Here is a 14886-nt window from a genome sequence, read left to right as displayed (position 1 = left end):
TTCGAGCCCTCCAGGACTATTTAGCGCAGTTGAATCGGCTGATTACCGAAACCGGTATGACGAGCATTCACCGTGCTGCCCAGGTCAATGGGTTTCTGGCGGTAAAAGGTCGTCAGCAACTGGTCCGGATTGGGGTTTGCAAAGTAAATCAATGAGCTTCTGGCGACCGGTTTGCTGGGCGCAAGTACAGCATGGTAGGCGGCAGGCACGGCATGATCGGAGAGCTCTGTCAGCAAGGAGCCGGCCAGCACCGCGACCTCGTTCTCCAGAAGGCGTACAGGTTCCAACGATCGTCCCTTCATCAAGACCAGCCCTTCGCGGGTAGGCTTGATAAACGAAAGCATATGCCCGTCTTCATGAGGATCTTGAGCAAATTTACGAGAATGGTCTTTGGCCTGTGGACCGTAGACACACAACTGGATATACGATGCCGCGCGAAAGGGGGCCAAGGGTGCCACGCCAAATTCCTCGCAAATGCCATCCATCACCCCTTGGGCCAACTCGCTCATCTGTCGTTCAAAACTGCCGACTGCGGCAACGAAAGTACTTCGGGTGAATTCGAAAGCGGCTCTTTTTGAAGCGTGCGCGGGCCAGTAACAAAACCGCTCGCACAGGTCAGGGTGATCCTCGGCAAGGGAGTACTCGGCGCCAAAAGGGAAAAACCCATCCGTGTCCTGGGCAAAGGAAAATTCATCCTTGATGGCCTGGGGAATGGCCGAATACCCATCGATGATCTTTTTGTAGTCCTGCAACATCGCATCAGGAATTTGCAGGATGCCAAAGCCTGATCGGGCTATGGATTCGCAGCATGCTTTAAATTGAGACATAGCTATACCCAAAGATAGTTGTAAAGGAATGCAACACACACTAGGTTCGCAAGCATGCGAGAAACCGCGACACTGGATATAGCCAAACAGAAAGGGACCGATCCATGTCCTTCACAACGGCGCTAGCAGGTTGCGAGTGTGCAGGACTCACTACACGTAACGGCGAGCAAGTTGTCCTTTTTGGCGAACAAGATGATGATTTTTCAAGGACGGGGATCAACGTACGGATATGAGCATCAAAACCCGCGACACACTCCGAGCACTGGTCGTACGACGCAGCCGGGAACTGGGCAAATCCATGACAACCCTGGCCAAGGAAGCCGGTATTTCGCGTACCTATCTTTACGGATTAGCGGGTGGCATTTCACAGGATCCCTCGGTACGCACCCTGATCAAACTGGCCAAGGCGCTGCAGGTGTCCCCGCTATTGCTGTTCCGCTACTTCGCCGATTTGGCAGGCGCACCGGTCGATACCCATTCAATGGCAACCACCAACCGAGCCATCGGCCTGCATGATCTTGGCGACATTGTGGTGTTTAACGCCGACGTCACCACGCCCGACCAAACCGTCGTGCTGCCTGGCGAAACGTTTCAAAAAACCTGGGAGATCCAGAACGTCGGTACCCGCCCCTGGCGCGGTCGACGATTGGTTCGAGTGGACGGTGAATACGTCATCGCCCGTCGCACGGCTACAGGCGAGCCCCTGGAAGTGGTGATGGACAGCCACCTGCGCAGCCTTAACAACGAGGTACCGATTGCCGAAACCCTGCCCGGCCAACCGGTGCATATCACCGTAGAGTTTGGAGCGCCGAAAGAGACCTGCACGGTCACTTCGATATGGCGTATCGAAGATGAACACGGGCGCCCCTGCTATGGACCTGCATTCATCCTGCATGTGATTGTCAACGTCATGGCACGCTGAAAGCAGCCTTATTTGCGCCCTTCCACCGCCATCCGTACTGCCAACCCCATCAACACTGACCCCATCACCCAGCGCTGCACCACCTGCCACCCCGGCCGAGTCACGAAGAACACCGCGATGGAGCCGGCCATACAAGCAATCACCGCATTGACGCTGACGCTGATGAAAATCTGCAGAGAGCCCAACACCAACGATTGCAACAGCACGCTGCCATGGCCGTTCGGTTCAATGAACTGGGGCAGCAGCGACAGATACATCACCGCCACCTTGGGATTGAGCAGGTTGGTCACCACGCCCATGGTGAACAACTTGCGCGGGCTGTCCTTGGGCAAGTCCCGCACCTGAAACGGTGAACGCCCGCCCGGCTTGACCGCCTGCCACGCCAGGTACACCAGATACAGCGCACCGCCGAACCGCAGCACGTCGTAGGCAAGCGGCACCGCCATCACCAGCGCGGTGATACCCAGCGCCGCGCACACCATATAGATCAAAAAGCCCAGCGCCACCCCGCCAAGTGAGATCAGCCCTGCGGTGCGCCCCTGGCAGATCGAGCGGGAAATCAGGTAAATCATATTCGGCCCGGGCGTGAGCACCATGCCGAGTGAAATCAGGCCGTAGGCAAGCAAGCTGGATATATCGGGCATTGTTTAGCTCCTGGATTTCTATGCTGCCGGCGTAAAATCCTTCGCCAGCACTGTAGTGTTACGCGCCATGCTAGAGCCTTGCAGGCTCAGCCGTTAGATACAGATCCGCGAGCAAAACGCCATACACCAGCGGCACCCTTCAACCAGGACAGGCACATGATCGACTTCAACAACAAAGGCTTCTTCAAGCTCAAACAAAACAACGAATACGCCGAACGCGTTTCGGCCCTGCTGATGGACGGCGAAGAAGTGGTCGACGCGTACAAGGCCATGCGCGACGGCGTGGTCTTCACCACCAAGCGCATCATCGCAGTGAACGTGCAGGGGATTACCGGCAGCAAGAAGGACTTCACTTCGCTGCCTTACAAAAACATCGTGGCGTATTCGGTGGAAACGTCAGGGACGTTTGATCTGGATTCGGAGCTGGAGATTTACTTTTCGTCGCTGGGGAAGGTGAAGTTCGAGTTCACTGGGAAAACCTCGATTGTGGAGATCTCGCGGCTGATTTCAAAGCATCTGCTGACCTGAACCTTGGGCAAAAAAAGACCTTGGCGCACCAAGGCCTTTTTTTTGCCTACACGATTCAACAGATGTACCAGATCATAATGGGGGAGGGGGCTTGCTCCCGATGGCGCCCTCCCATGAATACATGATCCGCCGAACACTTGAGAACTCACACCCCACGCCTGCGCAAATATCTGCGATACCAACCCACTCCCAGCAACACCGTAGCCAGCATCACAACCCCATTACCCACCAACCAAAATCCAAAATTTCGATTCTGTTGCGCATCCCCCTCATAAAACGGCCCGAAATAAGCCGACACTGCCACAACCAATCCGTTAAACACCGTCAGCGCCACCACAACCATCCCGATCACAAAGAGCACGCCCTTAACCACCTTCATATGACTTTCCAAAACCCTATCTCCCTGGACTCGTGATAGTCCGAGAACGTCCCCTAAATCGAAAACCCCAACTGAATACGCGGATAACTCAGCCAATTCGTCAACCGCCGCCCATTCCAAAGGTCAATGTGGTCACCACTGCGATTGCCAGACGTCTCATTCCCTCGGCGCCAAAAGTCTTTGAAAAAGATAATGCCTTGCTGCCCCGCCAACACCTCTTCGAAATCCTCAGGTTTTATCTTCTTCGGGCGCTGCAAACCGGGGATATTCGCGTCACTTAGAGCTTTGGCCATCTCCTCAGCTGCCAACACATGGCCCTCACTCTTGGCATGCTGCCAACAATAGCGCACACCTCTCAACCTGCTCAGGTCGGCGCCTGACCTGCGCAGTGCTACGCCCAGGTTAATGGCGCATTGGTCACTGAAATTTTTGGCGCCGTTGGTTCTACAAGGGGCGGCGTCTCCGAAGATTTCCGGATGGTTTTTCCATAGGGAGTTGAACGTCAGCATTAAGCGCTTCCATCGCGTATTTTTCACACGAACGTAGCAAACGCTTTGCCGCTAATACTGAGGTCAGGCGCAAATCAGAACGGTCCTACTTGGGTGTAGGCTTTGGATGCAGGCCAAGGCTCATAATGTTAATGAAAGGCCTAAAATCACGTGCTGTGAAACATGAGGACGGGTGCATTTGTCCTGGTTATATTCAAGGCGCCTGTAAATCAGCAAATGGTGCACAAGTGACCCGATCATCCATCATCAAAATAGACCTGAGCCGCATCCAAAACCCCAAAGAACTTCACGCCACACTGTGCACTTCACTCAACTTCCCCAACTGGTATGGCCGAAACTGGGATGCCTTTTGGGACGCCATCAGCGGCTTGGTAGAAATGCCGGAGACGCTTGAGTTTTCTGGTTGGGATATTTTTTCAGAGCACCTACCCCACGATGCCAAGATGCTGCGGCAGTGCTTGGCTGAGCTTGCGACCCATTACCCGGAGCTTGCGTCGCGGGTTCGCTATTGATGCTTGAGCCTAATGACAACCGACGGCGATACCTTAAGCCGAACCCAGTTCAATGTGGGAGCCTGCGCTTAACTGACTGGCATGACGGCAAGCCCCGCCACCTTCTGATCGCGTTGTGCCCGGTGGTAGCCGTCAGCCTGGGCAGCTCACTTGAGCTGGAATGTATCTAAGTACGCCAAGATATTTTCAATCTTCTGCGGATCACTGATTCCCCAGAAAATCATCCGCGTCCCACTTACCACCGATTTCGGGTCTTCGATGTAGGCCGTTAGTTTGTCCCGCGTCCAAACCACTCCCGAATTCTTCATCGCATCCGAATACTGATAGTCCGGGGTCGTACCGGCAGGTCGGCCGATAATGCCGTTCAGCTGCGGCCCAAAACCGCCGCGCGCACCTTCACCGATGCTGTGGCAGCCGCCGCAGGTCTTGGTGAAGAGTTTGCCGCCCGCTTCGGCGTCGCCAGCTGCAAACGCGGGTGCAGCGACAACGGTGAGGGCGAGAGTCAATAACACGTACTTCATCAGGGTCTCCCTATGGGTTATTGCCGTCAATTATGCCTGCTTGAACGGCCGCTCCCCCAGCCGTTCCACCAGGCGCACCAGATAACCGTCCGGGTCTTGCACGATGAACTGGCGCTGCCCGGCCTCTACGTCGCCCGCGCGGTACCAGGCATCCTCGACGTTACGGAACAACGGGCGGCCGATCTCCGACAGGCGCCGCAAGATAGGCGCTACGGCAGGCACGTCGATTTGCAAGTTGATGCCACGCCCGAAAGGCTGCTGCAAGGGCGCGGTCAACCACTGCCCGGCGTGCGGCTCGTATTGTTCCAGCATGATTTGCGCACCGTGCAGGTCGAGGTAGGCAAAGCCTTCTTCAGCGCGCTGATAGGCGATGCCGAAACCCAACTGGTCAACCCAGAATGCCAGGCTGGCACCGAGGTGGGTAACGATGAGTTCTGGCACGAGGGGATTACGCTTAAACATGGCATTCCTTGGACGTCGCAGTGGCGCTTACCTTAACGGATTATCGTGCTGACGGCGTGGGGCAAGACCACATGCTGGAACCAGCCGAATGACCACCCATCGTTTAAAAAACATCCAATCGAACCTATATACCCAACCCCCACTCCACCTTACTGAACCCCTGATGGTGGAGTAAGGATCATGGCTCAGCCATCGATTTTAGTATTGGAAGACGACGAGATCATTCGGGCGTTAATGGTGGATGTGCTGGAGGATTTCGGTGCGGTGGTGACTTCATTCCCTTCGGCGGATGAAGGGATGATTTATCTGGAGCGGGGCGACGACCCTGTGGACTTGATTGTCAGTGATATTCAAATGCCCGGCCTGCTCAATGGCTACGACTTGAGCCGCGTAGTGGCTCATCGCTGGCCTGAGGTGCAGGTGGTGCTGACTTCCGGCAATACGAAGATCGCCACTCAATTGGGCAGCTCGGTGCGGTTTCTGCCTAAACCATGGAGCACCGATCACTTGCTTGAGTGCGTGCAAACGGCGTTGACCCAGCAGGGACCGCCCATGCATTGATAGCGTCGCGATATCATCCGGACCGAACTCGTGGCGTGCCGTGGGGTCATTTGGAATACAGGGAGCGACTTTTCTGATCCACTGGTCAGCCTTTTCGCTTCTTGCGCTCAGCTGACGACAACGAGTTGTGTAGAATTGTCGCCCATTTTCATGCGTCATTCCTGGCCGACAGGCCCACAGTTCGAGCTCATTGAATGCACTCACAGGCCCATGACGTTGGTGCGCCATCCTTGCTGGAAACGTTGCGCACGGGTACCGGCCTGTTGCATGTCGCGTTGGAAAAGCGTTTGCCGTTTTTTTCCGAACGCCTGGATGCCCAGTGGTATCGGCGATTGCTGCAGGCGTACTACGGTTTTTATCAACCCATGGAGGCGGCGCTGTACGACGGTGGCCTGATTCCAGATGGAATTGACATTGCATCACGTGTGAAAACGCCGACGCTGGTCAACGATCTGCGCGCCCTGGGCCTGGATAGTCCCACCCTCGATGCCCTTCCCCGCTGCACCCAACTCCCCGCGCTGGACACTCCTGCCGCTTGCCTCGGCGCCCTGTATGTACTGGAAGGTGCAACGCTCGGCGGCCAGGTATTACGCCGGGAGATGGCGTCACGCCTGGCGATCGAAGCCGACAACGGCGGTGCGTTTCTCGATGTCTACGGTGCCGAGACCGGCCGGCGCTGGAAAGACTTTCTCGACTACCTGGCTCATCAGCCACTGGATGCGAGCGCTCGAGCGCGCGCAGTGATGGCTGCCCGGTCCACTTTCAGCGGCTTTGAGCAATGGCTCGAACGCCAGGAGGTACTGCTATGAAACCCGAAGATTTTGAAGAGCTGCTTGCCAACTGTGCCGACGAGCCCATCCGCTTCCCCGGGGCAATCCAGCCTCATGGCGTGTTGCTGACGCTGTCGGAGCCTGAGCTGAACATCATTCAGGTCAGTGCCAACGTCGGCACCTTGTTCGGCCACACGCCCGAGGCCTTGTTGAATCAACCGTTGCACACGTTGATTGGCAGTGAACACGCTCAGGTGGTGCAGTCGATGGCCGAGCACAATACCTTTATCGACGCCCCACCCCTGCATGTCACGCTCAACGGTGCTCAGTTCGAAGGTTTGCTGCATCGTCATCAGAACGTGCTGGTGTTGGAATTCGAACCCTTGCTCGCGGATTTCAAACCCCAGGTACGCAATGGTCTCACCAGCAACCTGAGCAAAATGCTGCAACGCCTGCAATCGGCCAAGACACTGCAAGCGCTGTACGCCATCAGCGTGGATGAAATCCAGGCCATGACCGGTTATGACCGAGTGCTGATCTATCGCTTCGAAGACGAAGGCCATGGTCAGGTAATCGCTGAAGCCTCGGCGCCGGCCATGGAATTATTCAACGGCCTGTTCTTCCCCGCGTCCGACATCCCCGAACAAGCCCGTGAGCTGTATCGCACCAACTGGCTTCGGATCATCCCGAATGCGTCCTACGAACCCGTACCGCTATTGCCAAAATTGCGCCCGGACACCGGCCAACCGCTGGACCTGAGCTTCGCTATCCTGCGCAGCGTGTCGCCGATTCACTGCCAATACATGCAGAACATGGGCGTGTTGTCGTCCATGAGTATTTCGCTGATGAAGGGCGACAAACTCTGGGGCCTGATCAGCTGCGGCAACCGCGAGCCGCTGCTGGTGCCGAACGATCTGCGTATGACCTGCCAGACCATCGGTCAGGTGCTGTCGTTGCAGATCAGTGCCATGGAAGCCTTGGAGTTAAGCCGCCAGCGAGAGGAGAAAGTCGAAACCCTGGCGTTGCTTGATCGGGCGATGAAAGCCAGCGACGACAATGTGTTCGACAGCCTGGCCCACCACGGTAAAAAACTGATGGACCTGACCTTGTCGGGCGGTGTGGCGATCATCGAAGACAAGCAGTTGCACCGTTACGGCAACTGCCCGGAACCAGCGCAAATCCGGGCGCTGCACAAGTGGCTGCAAACGCTGGGCCAGCCGGTATTTTCCAACCACAACCTGGCTTCGGTTTACCCACCGGCCGCCGAGTATCAGGCGGTGGCCAGTGGTGTGCTCGCCATGAGCCTGCCCAAGCCTGTGGATAACGGTGTGTTGTGGTTTCGCCCGGAAGTCAAAGAGAACATCAATTGGAGCGGTGACCCTAGCAAGCCGCTAAATCTGGAAACTTCTGACACTGGCCTACGCCTTCGCCCACGCACGTCGTTTGAAATCTGGAAAGTGGAAATGGCCGGCATTTCCACCAAGTGGAGCCACGGCGACCTGTTTGCCGCCAATGACCTGCGCCGCTCGGCCCTGGAAAATGACTTGGCCCGCCAGGTGCTGCGCGAACAACAAGCGGTGCGTGCCCGTGACGAGCTGGTCGCAGTGGTTTCCCACGACCTGCGCAACCCGATGACAGTCATTTCCATGCTCTGCGGCATGATGCAGAAAGCCTTCAGCTCCGACGGCCCACACACCTCACGGCGGATTTCCTCGGCCATCGACACCATGCAACAGGCCGCCGGGCGCATGAATGTGCTGCTGGAGGACTTGCTCGACACCTCGAAAATCGAAGCCGGACGCTATGTGGTCAAGCCGGTTGCGCTGGACGTCAGCCAGATATTTGAAGAGGCATATTCGCTGCTGTCGCCACTGGCCTCGGAAAAAGGTATCGACCTGTCGTTCAACGCCGAGCCTGGCCTGCAGATCAGCGCCGACCCGGAGCGCTTGTTCCAAGTGCTGTCGAACCTGATCGGCAACGCCATCAAATTCACCCCCCGCCAGGGCAACATCGGTATCAGCGCCATGAGCAACGGCGAAGAGATCGTGTTTTCGGTACGCGATTCCGGTGAAGGCATTGCGCCGGATCATTTGCCCCATGTGTTCGACCGCTATTGGACCCAGTCCGAGAACAATCCCACCGGCAGCGGGCTGGGGCTGTATATCACCCAGGGGATTGTCCAGGCCCATGGTGGTCGGATCGAAGCCGACAGTGAATTGGGGCGCGGCAGTGAATTCAGGTTTACGGTGCCTAAGCCTGCTTGAGACACACCAAATTCCTACTAGCCAAACATATGGTTACCTATGGCCGGGAACGAAAAACCCGGCCAACTCCACTCAATCAGTGCGCACTCAAAGGGAGTATTGATGCGACAACAGTCCTCCAATTGAGTAAGGGGTTTTACCATGATCATCGGTAGTTCATTCCACAGCTACAACATCGAGCGTGCTACACAGAACACTCAGTCCCCAGTCAATCCTACGCAAACATCTTCGCCGGTTGCCAGCAACCAACAGGAACAAAATACGCAACCAACAAAACGTAAAGATTCAAACCTGGATTCCCTTGGAAAGGGCCAAGTGCTTTAACTTTAAAGCGTTACGAGTCACCAGCGATAAGTGCAGCGCCCTGCGTTGCACTCTGTTGACGAAACACTGACATCCTCTGCGTTACCCTCTCCAGTTCAACTTGGTATGAGCTGCATTATTCATGCATCAACCCGACACCCTGCCCGCCGTCATCGCCGGCCCCCTGCTACGGCGCCTGGAGCCGCAACGCCTGGTTATCTGGTTGGTGGGCAGTCGTGCCCTGCCACTGTGCTTGAGGCTGCAATTACCCCAGGGCGAGACGCTGAATATCCCGCTCGATGCAACGCACTGCCAAGTCGTGCCCGTCGGGCGCCATGCCGTTATCCACTTGATCGATGTAGCGCTGAGCGACGCTCTGCCCCAGGACGAGGTCATCGGTTACGACCTGATCGTCGACGGCATCGGCATCGCACAATGGGCGCCGCACTTGCTGTATGCCGACGCCACAACGCCGAGCTTCGTGCTGCATAGCCGCATCAACCACTTGGTACATGGCTCCTGCCGTAAACCCCATCACCGTGCAGATGAAGGTTTGTTGTGCGTCGACCGCCTGTTGGCGCAGGCCCGCACCCCGCTCGAACGCCCCGCCTTGCTGATGATGAGCGGCGACCAGGTCTACGCCGACGATGTCGCCGGGCCCATGCTGCGGGCCATCCATGCGCTGATCGCGCACCTGGGCCTGTTCGACGAGTTCCTGGAGGGCGCCGTGGTAGACGACAGCGTCAGCCTCTATGGGCATCGCGCCAGCTATTACCACCGCGCCGACCTGCTTCCGGCGCTGGACAGTAACGAGACCCTGCGCGAACGCTTTTTCGGCGGCGTGAAGAAGCCGATCTTCACCAGCAGCACCGCTGACAATCACCTGGTGACCTTCGCCGAAGTCATCGCGATGTACCTGCTGGTCTGGTCGCCCACCCCGTGGACGCTGATCACACCACGACCGCCGCAACTGAGCGCGCAAGAACAACTGCGTTATGCCCGCGAACAAGTGCAGATCGATCAATTGCGCACCGGCTTGCCGGGGGTAGCCCGGGTGTTCGCCCACTTGTCGACGCTGATGATCTTCGATGATCACGACATCACCGACGATTGGAACCTCAGCGCTCAGTGGGAGCAAACCGCCTACGGCCATCCCTTCTCCAAACGCATCATCGGCAATGCCTTGCTGGCGTACCTGTTATGCCAGGGCTGGGGCAACCAACCCCAGGTGTTCGGCGAACTGCTGACCCAGACCCAGGCACTGACTGGCCAGGCGCAGGGCAATCATCTGGACGCTGCTGCCCAGGATGATCTGCTGGAGGTGCTGCTGAAATTCCAGCAATGGCATTACGTTTTGCCCACCACCCCTGCCCTGGTGGTACTCGATACCCGTACTCGGCGCTGGCGCAGCGAATTTACCCTCAAGCAACCTTCCGGCCTGCTGGACTGGGAAGCCTTGAGCGAACTGCAACAGGAGCTGCTCGACCATCCGTCGGCCATTATCGTCTCGCCTGCGCCGATCTTTGGCGTCAAGCTGATCGAAACGGTGCAAAAGGTCTTCAGTTGGTGCGGCTTCCCACTGCTGGTGGACGCCGAAAACTGGATGGCTCATCGCGGCGCCGCCCAAGTGATCCTGAACATCTTCCGCCACTCGCGCACGCCCGGTAACTACGTGATCCTCTCCGGCGATGTGCATTACTCGTTCGTCTACCAGGTGCTGATCCGTCACCGCAACGGCGGCCCGAGGATCTGGCAAATCACCAGCAGCGGCATCAAGAATGAGTTCCCGCCGCGCCTGCTGGAATGGTTCGACCGTCTCAACCGCTGGCTGTATTCCCCACGCTCGCCGCTCAACTGGTTTCCCCGCCGCCGTACCATGCAGGTAGTCCCGTATATTCCGGACCATGCCGAGGCGGGTGAGCGGCTGTGGAATAGCGCGGGAATTGGCCAGGTGTTTTTCAATGAACAGGGCCAGCCGGATGAGATTTACCAACACAACGCGGATGGAAAGCCTCGAACAAAGATGCTGGCGCCCGAACCATAGCCAAACGCCACTATCCGAAAGCAGCACATCCGCCCTATTCAAACCGTGCAAGCAGCGAGGTAGAGTAGCGCCAGCCACGGAGTATCGGCGTCACCAATAATAACTGGCCCCTAGGGGGCGTTCTCAATTAGTTTCCCCGCCGCGTTGTCGCCTTAAAGCGGGCCAGGCAAGGCGCAGGCCGCTGGGAATGGTTGTTCCCTTTCCAAGGCCTGCAACGCAGGCTGGCCCGCTTTAAGGCACAACCCGAAGGGCCGGGCCTGCTGTTGTGCAGGGCTGCGTTGCTCGAAGCTTATTTGGAATGACCAAACCACGCTTCTCGCGCCTTGCCCTGCACAACAGCAGACCCGGCGCGACGGGGAAACTAATTGAGAACGCCCCCTAGAAGCCAGCCCTTGCAGGGAGCGCGCTGATGGACGATACACCCGGCAACGAGCCACTACGCAATGACTTTTCCGAACTCAACGCCGACCTGCTGCACGCCATCATGGAACTGGTCAGTGACGGGATCTGGGACTGGAACGCCACGACTGGCTACGTCTACCGCAACCCCGGCTGGTACGAAATGCTCGGTTACTCCCGAGACTCGCTGGAAAACAACGTGTTCACCTGGGAAAGCGTGATCCATAGCGAGGATTACCCGCGCGTGATGGCGTTGTTTGATGACTACATCAGTCAACGTTCGCCCCTTTACCGCGCCGAATACCGCTGCCGGAAAAAAGACGGCACTTACCTGTGGATCGAGGATCGTGGCTACATCATTGCACGCAACCCCGACGACTCAGTGGCGCGCATGGTGGGCGCGCACCGCGACATTCATACGCGTAAATGCTCCATTGAACGCCTGCAAAAGCGCAACCAATCCCTTGAAGCACTGGTGGCAGAACGTACCCTTGAGCTATCGCGGGTCAATCAACAATTGCAGATACAGCTGGACGAAAACCGTTCCCTTGCCGAGCGCGACGCGCTGACGCGCATCGCCAACCGTTATCGCCTGGAAAAATGCCTGCTGGAAGAATGCGACCGCGCCGAACGCTTTCGTGTGCCCCTGGCGCTGGTGGCGATGGACATCGATGACTTCAAGCCGGTCAATGACCGATACGGTCACGGCGTCGGTGATCAGACGTTGATAGGGGTGGCGGAACGTCTGGAAAGCTGCGTACGCACAACTGACCTGCTGGCTCGCTGGGGCGGAGATGAGTTCATGGTGGTGCTGCCCGCAAGCAACCTGGACACGGCGAAGGAATTGGCCGAAAGGATTCGCCGTGCAATCAAACAGTCGCCTATCGTCAACGACCTCAACGTCACCCTGAGCCTGGGGATTGTAGAGCGGCGCATGGGTGAGTCTCCCGCCGCGCTGGTGGCAAGGGCTGACCGAGCGCTATATCGGTCCAAGGCGGCTGGCAAAGATGGGGTGTCGGATTAATGCAGACAAGCACTCCTTCCGATTTGGAATGACCCGGCGACTTTATTTCGTTTGCGGCAAGGCCCGGTGCGCGGCTTAGATAAACCACGCCCAGCCTTGTCGAGTACGCGATTCATGAGCCACGCCAGCATCAGCCAATCGATTTCCATCGTCCATCCCATCAGCCTCAGCCACGGTAAAAACGCTGAGGTGTGGGACACCGCGGGCAAACGCTACATCGATTTTGTCGGCGGTATCGGCGTGCTCAACCTGGGCCATTGCCATCCGGGCGTAGTGGCGGCGATTCGCGAGCAAGCAACCAGGCTTACCCACTACGCATTCAACGCCGCACCGCATACGCCCTACATCGAGTTGATGCAACGCCTGACGGCGTTTATCCCGGTGCACTACCCGGTCAGTGGCATGCTCACCAACAGTGGCGCGGAAGCGGCGGAAAATGCGTTGAAGATCGTCCGCGGCGCCACCGGGCGATCGGCGGTGATCGCCTTTGATGGAGCCTTCCACGGCCGAACCCTGGCGACCCTCAACCTCAATGGCAAGGTGGCGCCCTACAAGCAGAAGGTCGGCGTACTGCCTGGCCCGGTGTATCACCTGCCGTACCCCAGTGTCGATAACGGCGTGACCTGCGCCGAAGCGCTGAAGGCGATGGACCGTCTGTTCAGCGTGGAAATCGACGTAAACGATGTGGCCTGTTTCATCATCGAGCCGGTGCAGGGCGAAGCCGGTTTCCTCGCTCTCGATATCGAGTTTGCCCAAGCCCTGCGGTGCTTTTGCGACGAGCACAACATTCTGCTGATTGTCGATGAGATCCAGTCCGGCTTTGGTCGCACGGGGCAGCGCTTTGCCTTTTCGCGCCTGGGCATCGAACCGGATCTGTTGCTGCTCGGCAAAAGCATCGCTGGCGGCGTGCCGTTGGGTGCTGTGGTGGGGCGCAAGGCGCTGATGGACAACCTGCCCAAGGGCGGCCTCGGCGGCACCTACTCCGGCAACCCCATCGCCTGCGCGGCGGCACTGGCTACCCTTGAGGCGATGACCGATGAACACCTGCAAGCTTGGGGGGCACAGCAGGAGGCGGCCATTGTCAGCCGCCATGAAAGCTGGCGCTCACAACAACTGTCGCCCTACCTGGGCCGCCTCACCGGCGTCGGCGCCATGCGTGGTATTGAACTGGTGAATGTCGATGGCACTCCGGCCTCCAGGCAACTCACTCAGTTGCTGGGCTTGGCGCGAGACGCCGGCTTGCTGTTGATGCCCAGCGGCAAGTCGCGGCACATTGTGCGCTTGCTGGCACCGTTGACCATCGAGCCTTGGGTGCTGGAGGAGGGCCTGGATATTCTCCAGGCGTGCTTCGCGCAACTGGACCAATAACGTCACCTGCCCGAACCTGTCTTGACCTGATCCCCCACCCCGCCGAAAATGCCCGACGTTTTTGTCTCCCCGTTTACTACGCAGTGAAATTTTAATGCCTGATTCCTACACCGCAGAATCCGCCGAAGAATCCGTAACCGCCTTGCATGCCAAAGCCGAATACGAAAACGCCATCAATCTTTCACAGCATGTGCCAGCGGCCAAGATCATCAGCGAGATGGTGCTGGACGCGTTTCATACCTCCAAGGAAAGCGACCAGATCCGCGAGCTGCGCATCGCCATCCGCCAGGCCCATGACGCCTTCGACGATGACAAAGCCTACGACCTGATGGGCCAGCTCAAACAATTGAAGGACGCCGAAGCCGCCGATAACGCCGCCCTCGAAGACCTGAGCAGCAAGTTCTCGATCAGCCGCATCCTGTCCAGCTTCAAGGACGATCCCCAGTTTCAGGAACTGGTCTATGGCCTGGCCCTCAAGGTGCTGAACCAGTCGCATCAGGCCATCAGCAACCCAAGTGCCGGCAAGGGCAAGGCAGCACGTGCCAAGAAAGAAGCCGAGGTGTTCGTGATCAGCAAGGATGGCATCAGCGTCACCCTGCCGCTGCGCACACCGCGCTCCAGACTCAGCGTGGACCGCGAAGCATTCGAGTTCCTGGGGTTCAACTTCGTCGGTGAAGGCGACGAGGCCGAACTGGAAGTGGAAAGCTTTGTGGATAACGCCGGTAATGAACAGCCGTTGAGCCGCAAAAGTGTGATTACTGCGCTGCAGCAGCAGACAGCGTTTGCCGGCTACAGCATTGCCCAGCAGTAACGCGGCAACACCGCTGGACTAAACATCACGTTCAAGAG

Annotated in this window: 16 protein-coding genes; 10 read left to right on the top strand and 6 right to left on the bottom strand. The window is 57.7% G+C overall.

Annotation, left to right across the window (positions count from 1 at the left end):
• Positions 1–20: 20 nt before the first annotated feature.
• The gene (locus tag E4P01_RS24450; RefSeq protein ID WP_216092075.1) at positions 21–827 is read right to left on the bottom strand and encodes a 2OG-Fe(II) oxygenase family protein; all 807 of its coding nucleotides are present in this window, start codon (positions 825–827) and stop codon (positions 21–23) included.
• Between the two features lie 229 nt (positions 828–1056).
• Here E4P01_RS24450 and E4P01_RS24445 point away from each other — a divergent pair, with 229 nt between their 5' ends.
• Entirely contained in the window at positions 1057–1749 is a 693-nt protein-coding gene (locus E4P01_RS24445) for an NBR1-Ig-like domain-containing protein (RefSeq protein WP_005791214.1), read from the top strand.
• A gap of 8 nt (positions 1750–1757) precedes the next feature.
• Here the strand turns inward: E4P01_RS24445 and E4P01_RS24440 are convergent, their stop codons facing one another.
• Positions 1758–2393: a LysE family translocator gene (locus E4P01_RS24440; protein ID WP_032879592.1), complete on the bottom strand. Its 636-nt coding sequence runs from the start codon at positions 2391–2393 to the stop codon at positions 1758–1760.
• Positions 2394–2549: 156 nt separating this feature from the next.
• Here E4P01_RS24440 and E4P01_RS24435 point away from each other — a divergent pair, with 156 nt between their 5' ends.
• Positions 2550–2921, top strand: coding sequence for a PH domain-containing protein (locus E4P01_RS24435; protein ID WP_032879590.1), 372 nt, complete (start codon positions 2550–2552; stop codon positions 2919–2921).
• Between the two features lie 145 nt (positions 2922–3066).
• On the opposite strand, the gene E4P01_RS24430 is transcribed toward E4P01_RS24435, so the two are convergent.
• Together E4P01_RS24430 and E4P01_RS24425 are read right to left on the bottom strand one after the other, a co-directional pair.
• A complete protein-coding gene (locus E4P01_RS24430; protein WP_032879588.1) occupies positions 3067–3300 on the bottom strand; it encodes a hypothetical protein in 234 nt (77 codons plus the stop codon).
• 53 nt (positions 3301–3353) lie between these two features.
• The gene (locus E4P01_RS24425) at positions 3354–3809 is read right to left on the bottom strand and encodes a type VI secretion system amidase effector protein Tae4 (protein ID WP_216092076.1); all 456 of its coding nucleotides are present in this window, start codon (positions 3807–3809) and stop codon (positions 3354–3356) included.
• Positions 3810–4036: 227 nt separating this feature from the next.
• Here E4P01_RS24425 and E4P01_RS24420 point away from each other — a divergent pair, with 227 nt between their 5' ends.
• Positions 4037–4321, top strand: coding sequence for a barstar family protein (locus tag E4P01_RS24420; RefSeq protein WP_078822264.1), 285 nt, complete (start codon positions 4037–4039; stop codon positions 4319–4321).
• A gap of 146 nt (positions 4322–4467) precedes the next feature.
• On the opposite strand, the gene E4P01_RS24415 is transcribed toward E4P01_RS24420, so the two are convergent.
• Positions 4468–4842, bottom strand: coding sequence for a cytochrome c family protein (locus tag E4P01_RS24415; protein WP_216092077.1), 375 nt, complete (start codon positions 4840–4842; stop codon positions 4468–4470).
• Between the two features lie 30 nt (positions 4843–4872).
• On the bottom strand, positions 4873–5304 hold the full coding sequence (locus E4P01_RS24410) for a VOC family protein (protein WP_078822266.1): 432 nt from the start codon (positions 5302–5304) through the stop codon (positions 4873–4875).
• Positions 5305–5484: 180 nt separating this feature from the next.
• Between E4P01_RS24410 and E4P01_RS24405 the strand changes: the two genes are divergently transcribed.
• From E4P01_RS24405 to E4P01_RS24375, 7 genes are all read left to right on the top strand, one after another.
• Positions 5485–5865 (top strand): response regulator, encoded by a 381-nt coding sequence (locus tag E4P01_RS24405; RefSeq protein ID WP_032879577.1) that lies wholly within the window; start codon positions 5485–5487, stop codon positions 5863–5865.
• 194 nt (positions 5866–6059) lie between these two features.
• Positions 6060–6674: a biliverdin-producing heme oxygenase gene (locus tag E4P01_RS24400; RefSeq protein WP_032879575.1), complete on the top strand. Its 615-nt coding sequence runs from the start codon at positions 6060–6062 to the stop codon at positions 6672–6674.
• Positions 6671–8899: an ATP-binding protein gene (locus E4P01_RS24395; RefSeq protein WP_216092078.1), complete on the top strand. Its 2229-nt coding sequence runs from the start codon at positions 6671–6673 to the stop codon at positions 8897–8899. The genes E4P01_RS24400 and E4P01_RS24395 overlap by 4 nt, the downstream gene beginning before the upstream one ends.
• A gap of 445 nt (positions 8900–9344) precedes the next feature.
• Positions 9345–11246 carry an alkaline phosphatase D family protein gene (locus tag E4P01_RS24390; protein ID WP_248130151.1) on the top strand — a complete coding sequence of 634 codons (1902 nt, stop codon included), beginning with the start codon at positions 9345–9347 and terminating at the stop codon, positions 11244–11246.
• Positions 11247–11655: 409 nt separating this feature from the next.
• Positions 11656–12669 carry a diguanylate cyclase gene (locus tag E4P01_RS24385; protein WP_216092079.1) on the top strand — a complete coding sequence of 338 codons (1014 nt, stop codon included), beginning with the start codon at positions 11656–11658 and terminating at the stop codon, positions 12667–12669.
• A 114-nt stretch (positions 12670–12783) separates the two neighbouring features.
• Positions 12784–14037 carry an aspartate aminotransferase family protein gene (locus E4P01_RS24380; protein WP_216092080.1) on the top strand — a complete coding sequence of 418 codons (1254 nt, stop codon included), beginning with the start codon at positions 12784–12786 and terminating at the stop codon, positions 14035–14037.
• A 94-nt stretch (positions 14038–14131) separates the two neighbouring features.
• Positions 14132–14848 (top strand): hypothetical protein, encoded by a 717-nt coding sequence (locus E4P01_RS24375; protein ID WP_032879566.1) that lies wholly within the window; start codon positions 14132–14134, stop codon positions 14846–14848.
• The last annotated feature ends 38 nt before the right edge of the window (positions 14849–14886 follow it).

It is taken from the genome of Pseudomonas sp. NCIMB 10586 (genome assembly GCF_023127895.1).
Taxonomy (GTDB): domain Bacteria; phylum Pseudomonadota; class Gammaproteobacteria; order Pseudomonadales; family Pseudomonadaceae; genus Aquipseudomonas; species Aquipseudomonas synxantha_A.
This window is presented reverse-complemented; position numbering and strand designations above follow the sequence as displayed.